The organism is Labrys sp. E2SS-1L (assembly GCF_057073705.1).
This window is the reverse complement of sequence record NZ_CP172712.1, coordinates 827,498-845,262: the sequence shown is the minus strand read 5'-3', so window position 1 is coordinate 845,262 and position 17,765 is coordinate 827,498. Positions and strand designations below refer to the sequence as shown.

17 protein-coding genes and 3 pseudogenes are annotated in these 17,765 nt (G+C 59.3%); 8 read left to right on the top strand and 12 right to left on the bottom strand.

Translation table 11 applies throughout. The annotated features are described in order from the left end of the window. The first annotated feature begins 8 nt into the window (after window positions 1–8). Complete coding sequence (locus ACIGJE_RS03885; RefSeq protein ID WP_415081853.1) at window positions 9–809, top strand: ABC transporter permease; 801 nt, start codon at window positions 9–11, stop codon at window positions 807–809. 171 nt (window positions 810–980) lie between these two features. Continuing rightward, window positions 981–1,227 (top strand): annotated as a pseudogene (locus ACIGJE_RS03880) (transposase); the annotation flags it as partial. Window positions 1,228–1,462: 235 nt separating this feature from the next. On the opposite strand, the gene istB reads toward ACIGJE_RS03880, so the two are convergent. From istB to ACIGJE_RS03855, 5 genes and pseudogenes are all read right to left on the bottom strand, one after another. Next, window positions 1,463–2,335 carry an IS21-like element helper ATPase IstB gene (gene istB, locus ACIGJE_RS03875; RefSeq protein ID WP_483679355.1) on the bottom strand — a complete coding sequence of 291 codons (873 nt, stop codon included), beginning with the start codon at window positions 2,333–2,335 and terminating at the stop codon, window positions 1,463–1,465. Further along, a complete protein-coding gene (istA, locus tag ACIGJE_RS03870; protein WP_483680198.1) occupies window positions 2,332–3,588 on the bottom strand; it encodes an IS21 family transposase in 1,257 nt (418 codons plus the stop codon). The genes istB and istA overlap by 4 nt, the downstream gene beginning before the upstream one ends. Before the next feature lie 127 nt (window positions 3,589–3,715). Then, window positions 3,716–4,379, bottom strand: a pseudogene (locus tag ACIGJE_RS03865) (transposase); the annotation flags it as partial. Between the two features lie 68 nt (window positions 4,380–4,447). Further along, on the bottom strand, window positions 4,448–5,512 hold the full coding sequence (locus tag ACIGJE_RS03860) for a glycosyltransferase family 61 protein (protein ID WP_415081855.1): 1,065 nt from the start codon (window positions 5,510–5,512) through the stop codon (window positions 4,448–4,450). 39 nt (window positions 5,513–5,551) lie between these two features. After that, complete coding sequence (locus ACIGJE_RS03855) at window positions 5,552–6,265, bottom strand: hypothetical protein (RefSeq protein ID WP_415081857.1); 714 nt, start codon at window positions 6,263–6,265, stop codon at window positions 5,552–5,554. A gap of 258 nt (window positions 6,266–6,523) precedes the next feature. Between ACIGJE_RS03855 and ACIGJE_RS03850 the strand changes: the two are divergent. Further along, a pseudogene (locus tag ACIGJE_RS03850) lies at window positions 6,524–7,294 on the top strand (transposase); the annotation flags it as partial. Window positions 7,295–7,515: 221 nt separating this feature from the next. Here ACIGJE_RS03850 and ACIGJE_RS03845 read toward each other — a convergent pair. Continuing rightward, window positions 7,516–8,547 carry a glycosyltransferase family 61 protein gene (locus ACIGJE_RS03845; RefSeq protein WP_415081859.1) on the bottom strand — a complete coding sequence of 344 codons (1,032 nt, stop codon included), beginning with the start codon at window positions 8,545–8,547 and terminating at the stop codon, window positions 7,516–7,518. Window positions 8,548–8,822: 275 nt separating this feature from the next. On the opposite strand from ACIGJE_RS03845, the gene ACIGJE_RS03840 reads away from it, so the two are divergent. From ACIGJE_RS03840 to ACIGJE_RS03830, 3 genes are all read left to right on the top strand, one after another. Next, window positions 8,823–9,173, top strand: coding sequence for a MarR family transcriptional regulator (locus tag ACIGJE_RS03840; RefSeq protein ID WP_311934089.1), 351 nt, complete (start codon window positions 8,823–8,825; stop codon window positions 9,171–9,173). Between the two features lie 80 nt (window positions 9,174–9,253). After that, window positions 9,254–10,105 carry a C40 family peptidase gene (locus ACIGJE_RS03835; protein ID WP_415081861.1) on the top strand — a complete coding sequence of 284 codons (852 nt, stop codon included), beginning with the start codon at window positions 9,254–9,256 and terminating at the stop codon, window positions 10,103–10,105. 44 nt (window positions 10,106–10,149) lie between these two features. Then, on the top strand, window positions 10,150–11,199 hold the full coding sequence (locus ACIGJE_RS03830) for a serine hydrolase domain-containing protein (RefSeq protein ID WP_415081864.1): 1,050 nt from the start codon (window positions 10,150–10,152) through the stop codon (window positions 11,197–11,199). Between the two features lie 15 nt (window positions 11,200–11,214). Here the strand turns inward: ACIGJE_RS03830 and ACIGJE_RS03825 are convergent, their stop codons facing one another. The 6 genes from ACIGJE_RS03825 to accD all read right to left on the bottom strand — a co-directional run bounded on the left by ACIGJE_RS03825 (window position 11,215) and on the right by accD (window position 15,724). Beyond that, window positions 11,215–12,540: a bifunctional folylpolyglutamate synthase/dihydrofolate synthase gene (locus ACIGJE_RS03825; protein ID WP_415081866.1), complete on the bottom strand. Its 1,326-nt coding sequence runs from the start codon at window positions 12,538–12,540 to the stop codon at window positions 11,215–11,217. Between the two features lie 113 nt (window positions 12,541–12,653). Then, window positions 12,654–13,079 (bottom strand): hypothetical protein, encoded by a 426-nt coding sequence (locus ACIGJE_RS03820; RefSeq protein ID WP_311934085.1) that lies wholly within the window; start codon window positions 13,077–13,079, stop codon window positions 12,654–12,656. A 14-nt stretch (window positions 13,080–13,093) separates the two neighbouring features. Continuing rightward, entirely contained in the window at window positions 13,094–13,573 is a 480-nt protein-coding gene (locus ACIGJE_RS03815) for a hypothetical protein (RefSeq protein WP_415081868.1), read from the bottom strand. Between the two features lie 51 nt (window positions 13,574–13,624). Next, window positions 13,625–14,026 carry a hypothetical protein gene (locus tag ACIGJE_RS03810; RefSeq protein WP_311934083.1) on the bottom strand — a complete coding sequence of 134 codons (402 nt, stop codon included), beginning with the start codon at window positions 14,024–14,026 and terminating at the stop codon, window positions 13,625–13,627. Between the two features lie 89 nt (window positions 14,027–14,115). Continuing rightward, window positions 14,116–14,658: a GbsR/MarR family transcriptional regulator gene (locus ACIGJE_RS03805; protein WP_311934082.1), complete on the bottom strand. Its 543-nt coding sequence runs from the start codon at window positions 14,656–14,658 to the stop codon at window positions 14,116–14,118. A 187-nt stretch (window positions 14,659–14,845) separates the two neighbouring features. Then, window positions 14,846–15,724: an acetyl-CoA carboxylase, carboxyltransferase subunit beta gene (gene accD / locus ACIGJE_RS03800; protein WP_068283517.1), complete on the bottom strand. Its 879-nt coding sequence runs from the start codon at window positions 15,722–15,724 to the stop codon at window positions 14,846–14,848. Between the two features lie 246 nt (window positions 15,725–15,970). Here accD and ACIGJE_RS03795 point away from each other — a divergent pair, with 246 nt between their 5' ends. Both ACIGJE_RS03795 and ACIGJE_RS03790 read left to right on the top strand, forming a co-directional pair. Beyond that, entirely contained in the window at window positions 15,971–16,732 is a 762-nt protein-coding gene (locus tag ACIGJE_RS03795; protein WP_311934081.1) for an SDR family NAD(P)-dependent oxidoreductase, read from the top strand. A gap of 142 nt (window positions 16,733–16,874) precedes the next feature. Next, entirely contained in the window at window positions 16,875–17,747 is an 873-nt protein-coding gene (locus tag ACIGJE_RS03790; protein ID WP_415081872.1) for a 2-dehydro-3-deoxygalactonokinase, read from the top strand. Window positions 17,748–17,765 lie beyond the last annotated feature (18 nt).

Here is a 17,765-nt window from a genome sequence, read left to right as displayed (position 1 = left end):
AGGTGGACTTGAGTAGAACCTCCTCCATTACGATATTGGCTGCGCTTGAGAGGCAACGCCGGGTCGTACATGCGGTCATTCTCCGAAATATTAGGACGCGTTTTTTTGGCCATGGGCTCGGCTATATCATAGCGGTTGGCTGGCCCGTGTCGCATATTCTCATTCTTATACTCATCTTCAGCCTTACGGGGCGAGCCGCTCCCTATGGCGATAGTGCCGTTTTGTTTATTGCGACCGGAACTATACCATTTATGGTCTTTTCCTATCTTTCGCGTTTTATGATGGTCAATCTTCTATCGACCAAGCCGCTACTAAACTTGCCCGGCGTAAATACACTCGATGTGCTCATCGCTGGCGCTTTGCTCGAAGTCGTTACGTCGGGCCTTGTGATTCTAATTATGCTCTTTCTCGGCTTTGCTTTCGATATCCCGATCATGCCGCGAGACATAGGCACCGCCTTTGGGGCGTTGGGAGCCGCAATCCTGCTTGGATGCGGCATGGGCGTGATCAACAGCGTCATCGTCATCGCAGTCCCGATGTGGATGACTGGCTATTCTCTACTCATCATTGCCATTTGGGCTTCGTCCGGCGTGGTCTTTGTGCCTGACATGGTTCCGGAGCCTTACCGATCGTTTCTTGCATACAATCCTGCATTGCAGATCGTGGAATGGATGCGCTCTGCCTACTATACAGGCTATGGTCAACTCGTGCTGGACAAGCCTTATACGATAGTATTCGGAATGGTCTGTCTGGTAAGCGGGCTGGTACTTGAACGAACGCTGCGAAATTACATCCTCTCCACACGCTGAATTCGTGCCATCATTGCGTGGAATTTTCCATGGCTAGCCTCATCATTCCTTCGGCAAGCCGTTGCGGATTACGGCACGCCACTGGACGGTTCGAGAAACTGGGCACCTCTAAAAACCCTCGTGTTTTTTGAGTTTGGTGTGATTCCATGCGGGATGGCAGCTGGAGGGATCATGAGCGCAGGCATTCCCGGGTTTTTCGACTTTGAGGAGCGTCTGGCCGAGCTTTCGGCCAAAGACGACGATCTAGCGCCTGAATACGGTCATCGATTTCGAGATGTTCCGGGTTGCTCTAGAGGTAGCCGTATCGCATGCGGACCACTCGAAGGGCGGTCGGCCGCCGTTTGACACGGTATTGATGTTCAAGGTCCTGATCCTTCAGACCATGCATACTCTGTCGGACGAGCGCATGGAGTGTCTAGATACCACCATAAATCCGATTTTTATCGCCGAAACGGGATGAGAGAGATCGGGTACGCGGTCTGGAGGGCTTTGTCTTGTGGTGGGGCATGAGGCTTGGCGCTTGTCGGAGTTCCCAGTACCTTTGTGGTCATGCGGTGGCGGCTCTGGCGTGCAGCCAGACGCTCCGCCGCATGTGTCAATGCCGCCCGTAAGTTCCGCAAAAGCGCCGAAGTAAAATTCCCCAGTTTTGCCGATCAGGGCATCGCGGATATGTGGCCATTTTTGGGCGGTCGGCCGCGGGGCCTCGGTGTTGGTTGCAGACTCGGCGGCGCGATGATGGCTTTGGATCTGACGTGCTCTGGCATGAGCTCGGCGTGCTCGCGCAGCCGATAGCTTGAGCCCTCGATCTGGATAACGACGGCGTGGTGCAGCAGGCGGTCGAGCAGCGCCGTGGCAACGACAGGATCGCCGAAGACCTCGCCCCATTCGGCAAAACCTCTATTGGAGGTCAGGATCATGGCGCCGCGCTCGTAGCGTGCATTGACGAGTTGGAAGAAGAGATTTCCGCCACCTTGCACGACGGGCAGATAACCGATTTCGTCGACGACAAGGAGCGCGGGACGACAATAGAAGCGGATCCGTTCTTGAAGCCGGCCCTCTCTTTCAGCTCGCGCGAGCGTGGCGATCAGGTCTGCCAGGGTACAAAAGTAAACACTCCGTCCAGCCTTGACCGCCTCAACGCCCAGGGCGATCGCCAGATGGCTTTTACCGGTACCAGGCGGCCCGAGCAGGTGAATGACTTCACATCGGGTAATGAAGCCCAGTTGCGCCAAGGTGAGGACACGGTCCCGATCCAGAGAGGGCTGGAAGGAGAAGTCGAAGCCGGCCAGAGTTTTGATGGTTGCCAGGCGCCCCATGCGCAAAGCGGTCTTGATCCGGCTGTTCTCGCGCAAGGTTAGCTCTTCGGACAAGAGGGTGTCGATCGCCTCGAGGGCGCTGATCTCTCCGTGCTCAAGGCGGCGGACAATCTGATCGAGCGCCTCAAGGGCACGGGGCATCTTCAGACCCACGAGGTCGTGGCGGATGCGATCGATCGTGTTGGGTGTCAGATCCAACGATGCACTCATGGCCGGTTCTTCTGTGCAAGGCGTTGGGCAATGGCGTCATAAAAGTCGAGCGAGCGCTGAGCGACGACATCTCCTGCTCGGATCACCGGGGGCGAGCCTGCCTCACTCCATCGCCGCTGCGTCGTCATGGCCTTGCGATGCCCGGGCGCAACGCGGCGTTGATGACGTCCTTCCAGAACAGGATGGCTGGCGATCAGCGAACCGTCCTCGAAGATGCGGATCTCATCAGCCAGGGCATGCACCTCGACGGTCCGCCGGCGCGTCGCGTCAGGCACGCTGTAGAAGTTGCCGCCGACGCTGATCATGCCCTCGCGCGAGATCCGCCTTTCCAATTGCAGCACGGAACGGAACGGTGCCAACGGCAATTGGCGCAGATGGGCGCGCTCCTCGGCGAAGGCCTCGTTCACGACCCGCCTGGTGGTGGCATGAACACGTGGATTGGCCACCGTGTCGAGCCAGCGACGGAGTTGCTCGTTCAGATCGTCGAGATTGCGGAACGAGCGCGCCAGGAAGAAGTCCTCGCGGATATAGCGAAAGGGCCGTTCGACCTTGCCTTTCGTTTTTGCCCGGTACGCCTGGCAGGCTCTTGGATGGAAGCCGTAGTGTCGGGCCAGATCGATCAAGGAGCGATTGTAGATGATGCCGCCAGTATCACCTTCGCCTGTGACCACGGTCTTCATGCGATCGTAAAGCAATTCTCTCGGTGCCCCGCCCAGCGCCTGGAATGCGGCCATGTGACAGCGCAGTACCGTTGCAAGATCCTGATGGACAACGAAGCGAGCCCAGATCAGCCGGCTGAAGCCCAACACCATCGAGAACAGCCAGACGATACGCGGCGTCGTCGGCTCGTCGGTGAAGACGACCTGGAACTGAGCGAAGTCGACCTGGCCCTGTTCGCCGGGGCCGGTCTCGAACCGGACCTCGAAGCCGCGCTCGGCCGGCGGGCGGATGTCGCGTAGGAAGTCGGTGACGGCTGTATAGCCGCCCTTGTAGCCGAGTTCCTTCAACTCTCGATACAGGCGGCTGCCGGTAAGAGCAGGGAAAGTCCTCACCCGCTCGCGCAGATAGCTTGTGAAGGCATCCAGCAGAGCTGGGCGTGGTTTGCGCGGACCGTAGACAGGCGCCTCCAAGCCGCGCTCGATATATTTGCGCACCGTTTTGCGATCGATGCCGCTCTGCCGGGCAATCGCCGACACCGACAAACCCTGCCGGTGCAAATTAAGGATCATCACAATCTCCCCAAGTCCGACCACCGAGCTGCCCCTTTCGACCATCGAAAGAAGCATCGGCGAAACGTCGCCGTCGGTCTTCCCGGGGCAAGCCCCGGGAAGACCGAGGCACCACAACTGGGGAATTTTCAAACGGCGGATTTGGGGAGTTTCACTCCGGTATCAACAGCATGTTGTTGGCAAGGTTGGTCAAGCCGATCTTCACCTTCGCCCGCACCAAACCGATGGTTCTCACGACGAGCGCCATAGGCCCCTTCTCATGAGTGAACACATGCTCGACGGCGGCGCGGACCTTGGACTTCATCGCATTGGCTCGGCGGGTGCGCTCGGGCATGGGCTTGCCTTTCGGCTTCTTGCGGTGAATGCGCGAGACAAGGTGGCGCTCGTTCAGCATCGCCTCGTTCCTAGCCGAGCGGTAGGCTGTGTCAGCCCAAACGCCACTCGCCGTGTTTGTCGCGTCGAGCACGTCGGTCAGGTGCGCTCCGTCGTGAGCGCGGCGTCAGTTACCGTCCATTTGCGGATCAGACCGTGCTCGCGCTCGATGGAGACATGCTTCTTATAGCCAAAGGCCGGGATCGCCAGATCGACCGGCTTCGTGCCCTCCTCTTGTAGCTTGGCCTTAGTGTACTTCGTGCATCGCGGTCCTTTTGCGCGATCTTCGCCGGTTTACCCTTCCAGGCATCAGCGACGCGCCCCTCCTTGATTGCCTGCTTCTCATCCTTCGTGTTGCGCTGCTTGGGCTCGGCCATGATGATGGCGTCGACGATCTGCCCGCGCATTGCCAAGAAGCCGCCGGCCCGCAACGCCGCGTCGAAGCGGGCGAATTTCAGACCGACCAGTTCATGCCCTGGAACTCAAACCCTGAACAGTACCGGCTAAGCGCCTATATCACGGTTCTCGGATCGCTGTTGATCACTCTCAAAACATCGTCGGCCAACGCTTTTGGATTCTCGCTCCTAAATGCATAGCCCAGAGTGTGATGCTCGTCCTCGTATCGACCAATTTGAACGATTTCGGGAGAATGATAATATTCTGGACTGTTATTTCCCGCTAGATCGAACAACTGATAGTTGGGATTATTCTTTTCCCCGTGACCAATAATAATTATACGCCCCTTGCAATGGGAGAAAGCAGCCGTGTGAAAAGCAGAGCCGAGGAAACCGACAATATATTTTCGTTCGCGGAACAGCCTGATTTGATCGGAAAAACTTTCAAGCTCAGGATAAAATATATCGAAACCCAAACTTTGGAGGGCAAGTTCCAAATCTTTCTCATTTGCAAGACCGGTTCCCTTGGTCTTTAATTTTGATTTTGATATGTATACAGGCCTTTCTGACATTTCGTTGCTATAATTACCACAGATTTTATCTCCAATATAATGATACAAGTGAGAAGCTGCATCGATATAGATAAACGATTTTTCCTGCATACAAGGCTCAGGGATCAAGACATCCCTTAGCGCTTCGGGATACTCGGGCTGAAATATATCACTATCTTTAATGCCCAAGGCCCACATGGTACTCGTAACGACGGGGTTCTTATACCAACGATTCACACCGTCAGGAAAGCCCGACTGAAAGACCATTTTGCGACCATCAAGGCCATACTTGCTTACGTACCATAGTCTAGAAATTGTATCTAATATATAATGCCCATAGTGAAGTGAAACATTTCCACCATATATATAATCAGACCGATTATTATATAGCACGTCTTCGGCCGAAACACCAAGTTCCGGAATCTGAAATCTTACGCTATTCTCTTTACCCGTGTAAAAGGTTGCTTCGGTAAGAAGTGAACCATCCGGATAAAAGGCTCCCCAACGACCGTTTATAACGGGCTTTGTGAATGTCGCCCTTTTTACCAAGGCAAGTTTCGGTGAACCTTCCCTAACGTCGTTGTCAATCCAAAACCCGGTGCACGATCTCAAGACGCTCTTATGGTTCAACTCCACTATCTCCAACCTGCTTTGGCATGCACGGCATTTTCATCCCAGAATTTCGCTGCGAGTTTGGTTGTAAATTTCCTCCATCTCGATTCCAGAATAGGCTTTGCTCATCAAACCAAACTCTACAATCCTCCCCTCGAATCCGGGCGGACTAGATACGTGCTGCCAAGCCTTGCCTAAAACAATCCCGCGGTAATTAAGCTTTGGAAGCTTCACGGAAACGATAGGAAAATTCCCCATCTTAAAATTAGCTGTAAGTCCGTCCCAAGATATCAGAATGACATCGAATTCACCTTTTTTAAGCTCTTCCGAGATAGGTAAATTTAACGTAGTACCTTCATAAAAAAGTGTAATTCTTTTTGAGCAATTTATGAAAGAGGGTTTCAACCCAAAATTTGAACCACCCCCTCCGAAATAGAAAATATAATTCAAACCATTGTTATCAACGTTAAACTCTTTAATGCTACAGACGACGTAGCAAGTTAAAATGCTATAGCTGATAGGCAAATCGAAGCCGGTGAAATTTTTAAGGGATTCTTTTGAGTTAAACTCAAAAAAATGTAAGCGGCGCTTCGCTTCTTCATTGGGAGGCAAAGACTTAATGTCAGGAAAGCTCCAGCCCCGCCCCCAATCCGATTCGCAATTCCACACGTGTTCTCTCTCCTGAGCCACACCGGAGGATTTCGGCAAGGACTTCACAACATTAGGATCGAATCCTATATTCTTCGCGGCAGAAAGCGTAAGATATCTCATGGCATTATTTATACCCACTTCGGAAAGGAGAGCGAATTTATTTTTCTTGGACTTATTGTAAAATTACAATTTGAGCTCTTTCGCTTGCTTGAGGCAGTTTATAATCGTAAAACTTAGCTTCATAACTCGAGGTTGTAGTTACCGCATACCAAAGGACACACCTATTTTATGCTGGCAAGCGCAAGTTACGCCTCGGATCTGCCCTTACCTCGGACGCAGGCCTCCGTTACGCTAACAGTCCGGCCGGCTCAAAGCCTATTGCTCGGAGATGAGCGGCGCAAGACTCGCTGGATGCGGTCCGTGGCGTCAGCGGGCCATTTTGGGCCGCAGTCATGTGGTGCCGGTCCTTGATGAGACTGGCTTCCTCAAACAGGGTAAGGCGTCGCGTGAGGTGGCGCGTCAATACACCGGATCGGCGGACAAGGCTGCCAATAACCAGATCGGCGTCTTTGCATCCTATGTCTCGTGCCACGGCCACGCCTTCATCGATCGGGCGCTCCATTTGCCGAAGACCCGGGCGGATGATCGGAACCGGATGGCCACAGCCCAATACCGGCTTTACCATCAAGCCGGCCTTGCCGCTCGCTATGATTGAACGCGCCATCGCGTCGAATGCGCCATTTTCCCGGGTGGCGACCGACGGTGTCTACGGTGGCGGTGATATCGAAATGGCGCTCAAACGGGCCGCAAGAGATTATGTGCTGGGGGAATGCCGACCGTCCCTTCCGCTCATGGGCAAAGCCGCAGGCCGTTGCCGGGACAGCCGAGGACATTGCCGAGAGCTTGCCGCAAACCGCTTGGCGGCGTCTGCCGGCAAGCGACGGCACCAAGGGCGTGCGACCGAATGATTGGGCCCATCTCGAACTAACCGATCTCGATGCTAGCGATTTTGATGCGACATTTCCCGGCATCTGGACTCGTGGACCGCTGATCCGCCGCAATATCACCGATGGCGATTTTGCTTTCTTCCCGACATGGGGTCCGATCGGCATATCCATCGAACCCCTGGTGACGGTGGAAGGGTATCGAACCTTCATGCATCATCGCTGGCGCTCCGGCGGTGAGCACACCAGGCTTGTGCGCGACGAATACAGCTCAAAGCAAAATCGCAACTGTAATATTATATAGCAAAGCTGCGCCCATAAATAGGCGTAGCTCTGTATATAGCCGAAGAATAGAGTAAATTCTCTAAAACAAATCAAACGACCGCATGATATCGCTGGCCTTTCGATCCAATAAGCTACTTACGATCAGATCAGATCGTATAGTGCCCTTGCAACTGCTTGTGGGTTTTCACATCTCAACGTATAACTGATTTCAGGTGTCTTGCCGATTTCGATAATATTATTACTATAATAATATTCTGGATCATTCCCACCTGCAATGTCGAACAATCTGTAGTTTGAATTCACGTGATAGTTATGCGCAAGTATGATTTGGCGTCCAGCAGGTTGCGCAAAAGCCGCTGTATGAAAGGCAGATCCGAGAGCACCTACAATTGTCTTTCGATTCTTGAATATCCTGATTTGATCCACGAGACTTAGTGTTTCCGGATATATTATTTCCACCCCGAGCTTTGCTAAATTCTCTTCCAGATCGATTTCATTGATAATACCCGTGCCCTTCTGTTTATATCGTGTCTTGGACAGATAGACAGGCACCTCATTGATGGAGGCATCATCCCCGGTAAGGAGTTCGGTGCCGATCTTCTTGAAAAGACTCCTTGCCGCGTCCCGATGGATCCAGGAGTTTTGCTGGACACAGGGTAGTGGCACCAGAACATCGCGAACGATCTCGGGTCCGGTGCATTGGACGATGTCGCTTTCGCGGATTCCCAGGGCTTCGAAGCAGGGTTTTACAAAGGGCCGATTATACCAATCCGAGAGGGCGAAGCCGGATTGATAGAGGACCTTGCGGCCGCCGAGGCCAGCGCGCGCGATCGACCAAAGCCTCGGCAGCGTCTCAAGCAAAAAATGCCCAAAATGAAGATTGACCCGGCCACCGAAAATCAATCCCGCTTTACCGTGATCCGGAACGTCCGCAACCTCGCAAGATAACTCCGGCACCTGAAACATATAGGTATTGCTCGGACCAAAATAGTCCGTCGCCTCAGGCATGAGTTTACCAGAGCGATCGAAAAAACCCCATTTATCCGCCAACCGAAAGGAAGTGCATATCGCCTGATCGACAGCGACTATCGCAGGGTCTTGCTCACGAATATCGTGTCGATGCCAAAAGCCCTGGCATAATTTGAGTTCCGGCTCTTCATGCGTTCCCGTCATACTCCGGAAGCCTTTCAATCTCACCCAAATAGAATCATCCCTCTATGTTGCAAGAGAACTATGACCAACTTGAAACCATTTCCATATCTTTCTGCCTCCTTCGCTGGTTCCAAAGAAATCTCTTCTACTAAAATGTCCCAGGTTCTACTGTTTTCTATCGAGTGAACTTTTGGCCCTTGTTTTCGGCATTTCAGGGCATGCAATTAACCCAATCTGCGTGATTACCCCCTATCCTGGTCCTTCGAATGCCGGCGGCAGGGAGGCACAGAGGGGCGATGGCGGTGGAGATGCGGCCGGCGCAGGCGTTGCGGCTCTGGCATGACGTCATGCTGACGCTGGTGCGCGACGCCCAGCCAGATCTGTCGAGCCGGCAGCTCGCCATTCTCCTCACCGTCTATCTGGAAGCCCCGCCTCATACGGTGCGCGGCCTCGCCGCCAAGCTCGATGTCACCAAGCCGGTAATCACCCGTGCGCTCGACAGCCTGGCCAAGCTCAAGCTCACCGCGCGGCGGCGCGATGAGTTCGACCGGCGCAATGTCATCATCCAGCGCACGGTGGACGGTGCGCTCTATGTCGAGAAGCTCGGCGACATCCTGGTCGCCCTTGGCAAGGACCTTCCGCGCTGACGACCCTGGGGGTGCGAAGATCTTGCGGGACGGCACAGGCTGCTCCATTGAAGACAAGACCCGTTTGAAGGACTGTTGCATTGACTGCCCATGATCGACGCATCACCCCGGCTCGCCCCGATCTCGCCGCAGCCTCGCTACGCGGCATCGTCACGGCGCCACGCTATGTCGAGGGCAGCGAGCGCCGCGTCATCGAGACGGCGGTGCCGCTGCGGCCCGATCCGGATTTCTCCGCCTCCATCGATACCGAGCTCCTCTTTGGCGAGAGCTTCACCGTCTATGACGAGATGGAAGGCTGGGCCTGGGGCCAGGCCGACCGGGACGGCTATGTCGGCTGGCTGTCCGCCAATGCGCTGGCGGCCCCGCGCCCCGCCACCCATAGCATCGGCGTGCTGCGCAGCTTCATCTACCCCGTACCGTCGATCAAGGCGCCGGTGATGCTGGCACTGAGCCATGGTTCCGTCCTTTCCGTGGTCGCCAGCGAGGGGCAGTTCCTTCGCCTCGAGGATTGGGGCTTCGTCTTCGCCGCCCATGCCAGGCCTGTCGATTCCGAGGAGGACGACCCGGTCGCGGTCGCCGAGCGTTTCCTCGGCGTGCCCTATCTGTGGGGTGGCAAATCAAGCCTCGGCCTCGATTGTTCGGCCCTGGTGCAGATGGCACGCCATGCCTGCGGCCTGGCCTGCCCGCGCGACAGCGACATGCAGGAAGGCGAACTGCCGGGCGAGCGGCTCGACCCCGCCGGCCCTCTCGCGCAATTGCGGCGCGGCGACCTCCTGTTCTGGAAGGGCCACGTCGCCATGGTCCGCGACGAAACGACGATGATCCACGCCACCGGCCACACCATGACCGTGACGGTCGAGGGCCTTGCCGACGGCATTGCGCGCATCGCTGCAGCGGGCAGCCCGTTGCGCAGCATCGTCAGGCCGGATTGAGCCGGGCTGATATTCGCGACTTCGGCTAGAGGGAACCAATCATCATGACCTCGATGGATGCGCCGGCAAAAGCCATGGGCGGCAGGCTGACCATGCAGGACAAGCTTGCCGCCGGTATCGCCTCCGGCCTCTTGCGTGACCTGCATGTCGTCCTCGCCAGCCAGGACGGACGCACCATTCTCGAACATTACCAGGCTGGCGTGGACGAGAGCTGGGGCAGGCCGCTCGGCGAGGTCGGCTTCGGGCCGCAGACGCTGCACGATCTGCGCTCGGTCACCAAGAGCGTCGTCGGCCTGCTCTATGGCATCGCCCTCGACCGCAAGCTCGTGCCGCCGCCGGACGCGCCCCTGCTGCCGCATTTTCCGGACTATCCCGACCTCATCGCCGCATCCGACCGGCAGGGGCTACGGATCGAGCATGCCCTTACCATGACGCTCGGGCTCGAATGGGACGAAGAGCGGCCCTATACCGATCCGCTGAACAGCGAGATCGCCATGGAAATGGCGCCGGATCGCTACCGCTTCGTCCTCGAGCGACCCGTCGTCGCGGAACCTGGCACACGCTGGATCTATTCGGGCGGCAGCGTCGCCCTGATTGGCGAGCTGATCCGGCGCGGAACCGGCAAGGCCCTGCCCGAATTCGCCCGGGAAACGCTGTTCGAGCCACTCGGCATCGACAGGTTCGAATGGATCGCCGGCGATGACGGCGTCGCCTCGGCGGCTTCGGGCCTGCGCCTGCGCGCCGCCGACCTGCTGCGGATCGGCGAGCTGGTGCTCGCCAAGGGCCTGTGGAACGGCGATCGAATCATATCGCAGGCCTGGATCGAAGCCTCGTTGAAGCCTGCCATACCGACCGGTGACGGTCTGGCCTATGGCCGGCTGTGGTTCATCGGCGCAGACGCGACGACAGCCCTGCCCGGCGGCGAGCATCCCTGGATCGCCGGCTTCGGCAATGGCGGCCAGCGCCTCTGGCTGATGCCGGATGCCGGCATCGCCGCCGTGATCTATTCGGGCAAATACAATGCGCCCGACGCCTGGGTGACTCCGACGCGCCTCTGGCGCGAGATCATCCTCGCCAATGCAGGAAAAGCCTGAGGCAGCCTCTGGGGCCTATTTCGGCGCCGTGCCATTGAAGGCGAGGATCTCGCCGGCGAGATAGAGCGAGCCGGTGAGCACGACGCGAGGTGCCACCGGAAAGGCTTCGCTGGCGATCGCCTCGAGCGCGGCCTGAAGACTGCCATGGGCGCGGGCAGCGAGCCCGGCCTGGCGCGCCGCTTCGGCCACGGCCTCGGGGGCGCGGGCTGCCGCACTGTGCTCGATCGGCACCGTATGCACCTCACGGGCGAGACCGGCGAAATTGTGCAGGAACCCGTCGGAATCCTTGGTGGTCAGCATGCCCGTCACCAGCACCAGCGGCCGGGGATTGCGCTCCTCCAGTTCGGCGAGGGCCTCGGCCAGCACACGGCCGCCATCGACATTGTGGCTGCCGTCGAGCCAGATCTCGGAGCCCGGTGGCAGCAGGGCCGGTATGGCACCCTGGGCGATGCGCTGCAGGCGGGCGGGCCATTCCACTGCCTGCATCGCCTTCTCGAAATGGCCATCCTCGACGGTGAACAGGGTCTGGCTGCGCAGCGCGGCGATGGCAAGACCGGCATTGCGGTGCTGGTGTCGCCCGGCAAGGCGCGGCAAAGGCAGATCGAGCAGGCCGCTCTCGTCCTGATAGACCAGGCGGCCATTCTCCTCATGCACGTCGAAATCCTGCCCGCCGATCACCAGTGGTGCGCCGACCCGCGCGGCCACGCTTTCGATCACGGCCCTGACAGCGTCGATCTGCGGATAGATCACGCCGCGTGCGCCGCGCTTGAGGATGCCGGCCTTCTCGCGGGCGATGCCCTCGATGTCGGTGCCGAGGAAATCGGCATGGTCATGCGAGATCGAGGTGATCACGCTGAGAAGCGGCTTGTCGATGACGTTGGTGGTGTCCATGCGTCCGCCGAGCCCCACCTCCAGCAAGAGGACGTCGGCCGGATTCTCGGCGAAGAGCTTGAAGGCGGCGGCGGTCGTGATTTCGAAGAAGGTGATCGGCGCGCCGTCATTGGCCTGCTCGCAGGCCTCAAAGGCCTCGATCAGCATGTCTTCGCTCACCAGGGCGCCAGCGCTGCCCCTGGACCCGGCCAACCGGATACGCTCGTGGAAATGTACGAGATGGGGCGAGGTATAGACGTGCACGCCATAGCCGGCGGCTTCCAGCGCCGCGCGCAGGAAGGCGATGGTCGAGCCCTTGCCATTGGTGCCGGCGACATGGATCACCGGCGGCACCTGCCGCTCGGGATGGCCGAGCTTGGCCAGCAGCCTCTCGATCCGGTCGAGCGAGAGGTCGATCTTTTTCGGATGCAGCGCCATGAAGCGGGAGAGATAGGCGTCGGACTGCGTCATGGGGGAGGTAAGGCCTCGAATTGACCTGGTTCGGATCGAACCGGAGAGGAAACTAATCAACGTCAGCCTTACCTTTTCCCCCGGCGGGGGGCCAGACCCTTTCTCGCCGGCGATCATGTCACCCAGGAAGTACGCCAGCGACAGATCGAAGCAACCACCGCACCGGTGAAGGCAAACGGAAGGGGCCAATTCATCCCCCCTGTCAGTATCAGCATTGGAATGCCTGCAGATCCTGCGCCGGCCAGCGCCCAGACGACGGGCGATCGCGCGATGTTATTGGACATGCCAAAATAGAACATGATCGATCCGCCGAGAGCGGCAAGGGGAAAGCCAATGATGATACCAAACCCGATGGCCACCGGCAGGAGGGCGAGCAGAGAGGGTAGATCTCTGATTGACCTCGCAATGTCGGTGGGCTGGCGTATGCCAGCGATTATCGCCAACCCGAGCAGGAAGACAGGACCGGCAGCGACACCCGCCAGGCAGATGCTTGCCCAGTTCGGACCCGGATACCGTCGAGACGTTTCAGTGCCTGTCATGAGGCAGATCTTTCCTAGGCGTCATCCCATGCGACCCGCCAGCGGCTGATGGAGGCGACGACCGCACCGGTGAACGCGAAGGCGGTGAGAAACTCCGAATCTTCCATGCCAATGCAGGCCGCTGGCCCTCCGGCTGCGAGCGCGCCCGTCAGCGCCCAGAATGCCGGGTGGCGCAACCCGATATTGTCCCGGCCGAGCCCCGACAGTGCCATCGCTCCCAGCATGGCAAGCGGAAAGGCAATGATGGTGCCGACAATGACGGCGGCTAGCATCAACCCCATCAAAGCCGGGAGCAGATCCGAATCCACGTGGAGCGGGACGGGCCGATCCGGCTGCCAGCCAAGTGCCGCCAGGGCCAGTCCGAGGAGAAAGGCCGGGCCCGCGGCAACGGCGCCGAGCGTGATGCTGGGGAAGTGAGGTCGCCTGGCACCATGGCGTGTCAGCAGGAAGATGGCGGCGCAAACCAGGCAAAGGAGAGCAAGGGCGGCAAGCATGGCGGCCATCCTTCCAGATCGAACGGCAATGCGGATCTCGGGGCCTGCCCGTTACGGAGCAGGCGTCGTTTCGGTCGCGACCGCCATGGCCGGCCCGCGCGCCTCCCCGACCCAGCCATTCACCTTGCGGCCGAGCTGGGCGATCGCCCCCATGTTGAAGAAATGCATGGCGCCGAGCACCAGCACGGCGAGGCCCACCTTGCCGCTTAGGAAACGCATCGCCCCGGTCATGGTGGTCGGCTCGTCGCCCAGACTGAGGGCGAGCGTGATGAAGCCGATATTGACGAGGTAGAAGCCGACGATGAGCAAATGGTTGGTCGAACGCGCCAGGGTCTCGTTCTGGCCGAAGCACTGGGTCAGGAAGACCAGGCCGCTGCGCGACAGGGTGTGCGCCACCCAGATGGTGATGCCGATGGCGATGACGAGGTAGAGGGCGTAGGCAATCTCAGTCATGTCGTTTCCTATCGTTATATCCGTTATTTCTGAATATTAAGAAATAACATGACGCGAGAAGGTTCGGAGCGGCCTCGCGTCTCGCCGGTCTATTCCCTGCTTCTGCCAGGGATGAAGCGCGCGACCTTGCCGCCGAGCTTCATCAAGGTCACGAGGGTGGGCTTGGGCAGCACCCGGACCTGTTCGTACCAGCCACTGAGCGTGGACATGAAGTCGTGCAGGCGCGTCACGCGCTCGCGTATATGGGCCGGCGCGTTGCCGTCGCGCTGCAGCTTTTCGGACAACTCGCCCAGCAGCTGGATGGTGGGATCGATTTCGCGGCGCTTGCGTTCGATGGCGATGCGCATCAGCATCTCCCACAGATCGGTCTCGGCGACGAAATGGTCACGCCGGTCGCCCTCGACATGCACGCGGCGGACGATGTTGTAGCCCTGCAATTCCTTGAGGGCGGTGGAGACGTTGGAGCGGGCCAGGCCCAGTTCCCCGACGATGGTCTCTGCGTCGACGGGCCTCTCGGACAGATAGAGCAGCGCATGCACCTGCGCCACCGAGCGATTGACTCCCCAATAGGTTCCCATCTCGCCCCAATGGAGCACGAAGGTCTTGGCTTCGGGGTAGTCGAGCAGGCGCATGATTTATCCTATTTCTGTAAAAACAGAAATAACAGTCATGGGCGAGGGAGTCAATCCGGCAACCTGCTCCGGTGCACGGGCACCTTGCCCGCTCTTCCGATCCTGCAAACGCCGAGCTTCCAAGAACGGGCAAGATGCCCGTGCACCGGAATCGCGTCCTGAAGAAAGGTCTGGCCTCCCTGGAAGATCAGGCGGCTTCCGCCGGGATCTCCTTGGGCGGGGTCTTGGTCAGCAGTCGGCAGATGCGCGCGACGGTGGCCTTCATCTCGTTGCGGTGAACGACCATGTCGACCATGCCGTGCTCCTGCAGATATTCGGAGCGCTGGAAGCCCTCGGGCAGTTTCTCGCGGATGGTCTGCTCGATGACGCGCGGACCTGCAAAGCCGATCAGGGCTCCCGGCTCGGCCAGCTGCACGTCGCCAAGCATCGCATAGGACGCAGTGATGCCGCCGGTGGTCGGGTTGGTCAGCACCACGATATAGGGCTTCCTGGTTTCCCGGAAACGCTGGATCGCCACCGTGGTACGCGCCATCTGCATCAGGGACAGGATGCCTTCCTGCATGCGCATCCCGCCGCCGCACGCGAACACCACGAAGGGTACGCCGCGATCGGCCGCCGTGAGCAGGCCCTTGACCACCGCCTCGCCGGCCGCCATGCCGAGCGAGCCGCCCATGAAGTCGAAATCCTGCACGGCAATCACCGCCGACACGCCATCGACCGTGCCGGCACCGAGCTTGACCGCATCCGTCATGGCGGTCTTGGTACGGGCATCCTTCAGCCGGTCGACATAGCGCTTCTCGTCCTTGAACTTGAGCGGGTCCGGCACGACCTCGGGAAGCGCGATGTCTTCCCATTTGCCGTCATCGAACATCAGCTTGAGGCGCTGCGTCGCCGTCATGCGCATGTGATAGTTCGAGGCCGGGATGACGTAGTTGTTCTGCTCCAGGTCCTTGTGAAAGACCATCTGCCCCGTCTCCGGATCCTTGATCCAGAGATTCTCGGGCGTGTCGCGGCGCGAAAAGAAGTCCTTGATACGCGGCGGAACGACGTTGGCGATCCAGTTCATGGGATACCTTTAAAAGCACGGCGCCCGCCCAAGGCGGGTCGGGGCTGCAGATCAATCATGTTGCCCCTACTTAGCCGTTCCAAACGCCTTTGTCAGCGCCCCCGGCGCATGACCGCCATCCGCCTCGCGGGTTTCCGGCGACAAGTCGAGCCATCCCACTCGACACACGCTGGACGGCGCACCCGAACCGCGCAATATGTAGGACGAATCCACGTTCAGACCGAGAAGCATCAGGGAGTCCCAGGGATGGCGAACGCCATTTATCCAGATCTGAAAGGCCGCACCGTCGTCATCACCGGCGGCGGGCAGGGCATCGGCGCCGCCACCGTCAGGCTGTTCGCCCATCAGGGCGCCAAGGTCGGCTTCGTCGACATCGCCGAAAAACCGTCGCAGGCCCTGGCGGACGAACTCAACCAGAGCGGTGCCACCGTCCTGTTCAAGAAGGCGGATATCACCGACATCGAGGCCCTGAAGGACGCCATCGCCGACATCAGCGCGACGCTCGGACCGGTCACGGTGCTGGTCAACAATGCCGCCCACGACCAACGCCATAAATTCTTCGAGGTGACGCCCGACTATTTCGACGACCGGATCGCCGTCAACCTCAAGCACGCCTTCTTCGCCGCCCAGGCCGCCATCCCCGACATGATCGCCGCCGGCGGCGGCACCATCGTCAATCTTGGTTCCGGCTCCTGGCTGATGGGCTCGGAGGATCTGAGCGCCTACGCCACCGCCAAATCGGCCGCCTACGGCCTGACCCGCGTGCTGGCCCGCGAATTCGGCAAGGACAATATCCGCGTCAACTGCGTCATTCCCGGCTGGATCATGACGGAACGCCAGCTCGCGCTGTGGGTCGACAAGGCGGGCGAGGAAGCGATCGCGCGCAACCAGGTGCTCAAGCGCAAGCTCGTGCCCGACGATATCGCCAAGGCCGTGCTCTTCCTCGCCTCGGAGCAATCCTCGGGCATGACCAACCAGCAGATCATCGTGGACGGTGGTTGGTATTGAGCCCTTCCTCGGACTCGGCGAGGGCCGGGCGCCTCGATCCCCGGCCCCGATAAAGGCTCGATGCTCGCCATGACGCTTGCGCATCGGCGGAGGGATGCGCATGTAGGCGCGTCGAACCCAACACCAACCGGATTGGACCAGCATGACATCCGAACTCATCGCCGTGGACTGGGGCACCAGCCGTTTCCGGGCCTATCGCCTCGATGGCGCCGGCACGGTGCTCGACCGGGTCTCGGCCGAGGACGGCATGTCGACGGTCCCGGCCGGCGGCTTTGCGGCCGTGCTGGAGCGCCATTGCGGCGCCTGGATGAAGGCCAGCCCCGATGCGCCGGTACTGATGGCCGGCATGGTCGGTGCCCGCAATGGCTGGGCTGAAGCCGCCTATGCGCCCTGCCCCGCTTCGCCCAAGAGCCTTGCAGAGGCGCTGCTGCACATCGACGAGCGGATTTCGATCGTTCCCGGCGTGATCGTACACGATGAAACCAGCCCCGACGTCATGCGTGGCGAGGAAACCCTGATCTTCGGCACCGATGTCCGCAATGGCCTGGTCTGCCTGCCCGGCACCCATTCCAAATGGGCAAGGGTCGAGGACGGCGTCATCACCGGTTTTGCCACCTTCATGACGGGTGAGACCTACGCCCTCTACCGCCAGCATAGCCTGCTCGCCCGCCTGGCCGCCGAGCCCGAGGATCTCACCGGCTTCGACGACGGGCTGGAAGCGGCCACCGACGAACGCGGCCTGCTGAACCGCCTGTTCCAAGCCCGCACCCGCGTGCTCGCCGGTGAGATGAGCGGCGAAAAGGTCGGCCCCTATCTCTCTGGCCTGCTGATCAATGCCGAGATCGAGGGCGCCTTCAAGCGCTACGGCGCCGACCATCTCGTTACGCTGGTCGCGGACGGCGTGCTGGCCAAACGCTATGTTTCGGCGTTGAGGGCCCGCGGCAGCGCCATCGAGATCATCGCGCCGGAACGGGCTTTCCTCGATGGTCTTTCCACCCTCGCCGCGGCTCGCTGACATCCGGCCCCTCGAACC

Coding starts and splice junctions, on each gene's coding strand:
- istB (WP_483679355.1), bottom strand. CDS start 2,335: ATGAGTGCATCGTTGGATCTGACACCCAACACGATCGATCGCATCCGC.
- ACIGJE_RS03855 (WP_415081857.1), bottom strand. CDS start 6,265: ATGAGATATCTTACGCTTTCTGCCGCGAAGAATATAGGATTCGATCCT.
- ACIGJE_RS03845 (WP_415081859.1), bottom strand. CDS start 8,547: ATGACGGGAACGCATGAAGAGCCGGAACTCAAATTATGCCAGGGCTTT.
- ACIGJE_RS03840 (WP_311934089.1), top strand. CDS start 8,823: ATGGCGGTGGAGATGCGGCCGGCGCAGGCGTTGCGGCTCTGGCATGAC.
- ACIGJE_RS03830 (WP_415081864.1), top strand. CDS start 10,150: ATGACCTCGATGGATGCGCCGGCAAAAGCCATGGGCGGCAGGCTGACC.
- ACIGJE_RS03825 (WP_415081866.1), bottom strand. CDS start 12,540: ATGACGCAGTCCGACGCCTATCTCTCCCGCTTCATGGCGCTGCATCCG.
- ACIGJE_RS03820 (WP_311934085.1), bottom strand. CDS start 13,079: ATGACAGGCACTGAAACGTCTCGACGGTATCCGGGTCCGAACTGGGCA.
- ACIGJE_RS03815 (WP_415081868.1), bottom strand. CDS start 13,573: ATGCTTGCCGCCCTTGCTCTCCTTTGCCTGGTTTGCGCCGCCATCTTC.
- ACIGJE_RS03810 (WP_311934083.1), bottom strand. CDS start 14,026: ATGACTGAGATTGCCTACGCCCTCTACCTCGTCATCGCCATCGGCATC.
- ACIGJE_RS03805 (WP_311934082.1), bottom strand. CDS start 14,658: ATGCGCCTGCTCGACTACCCCGAAGCCAAGACCTTCGTGCTCCATTGG.
- accD (WP_068283517.1), bottom strand. CDS start 15,724: ATGAACTGGATCGCCAACGTCGTTCCGCCGCGTATCAAGGACTTCTTT.
- ACIGJE_RS03795 (WP_311934081.1), top strand. CDS start 15,971: ATGGCGAACGCCATTTATCCAGATCTGAAAGGCCGCACCGTCGTCATC.
- ACIGJE_RS03790 (WP_415081872.1), top strand. CDS start 16,875: ATGACATCCGAACTCATCGCCGTGGACTGGGGCACCAGCCGTTTCCGG.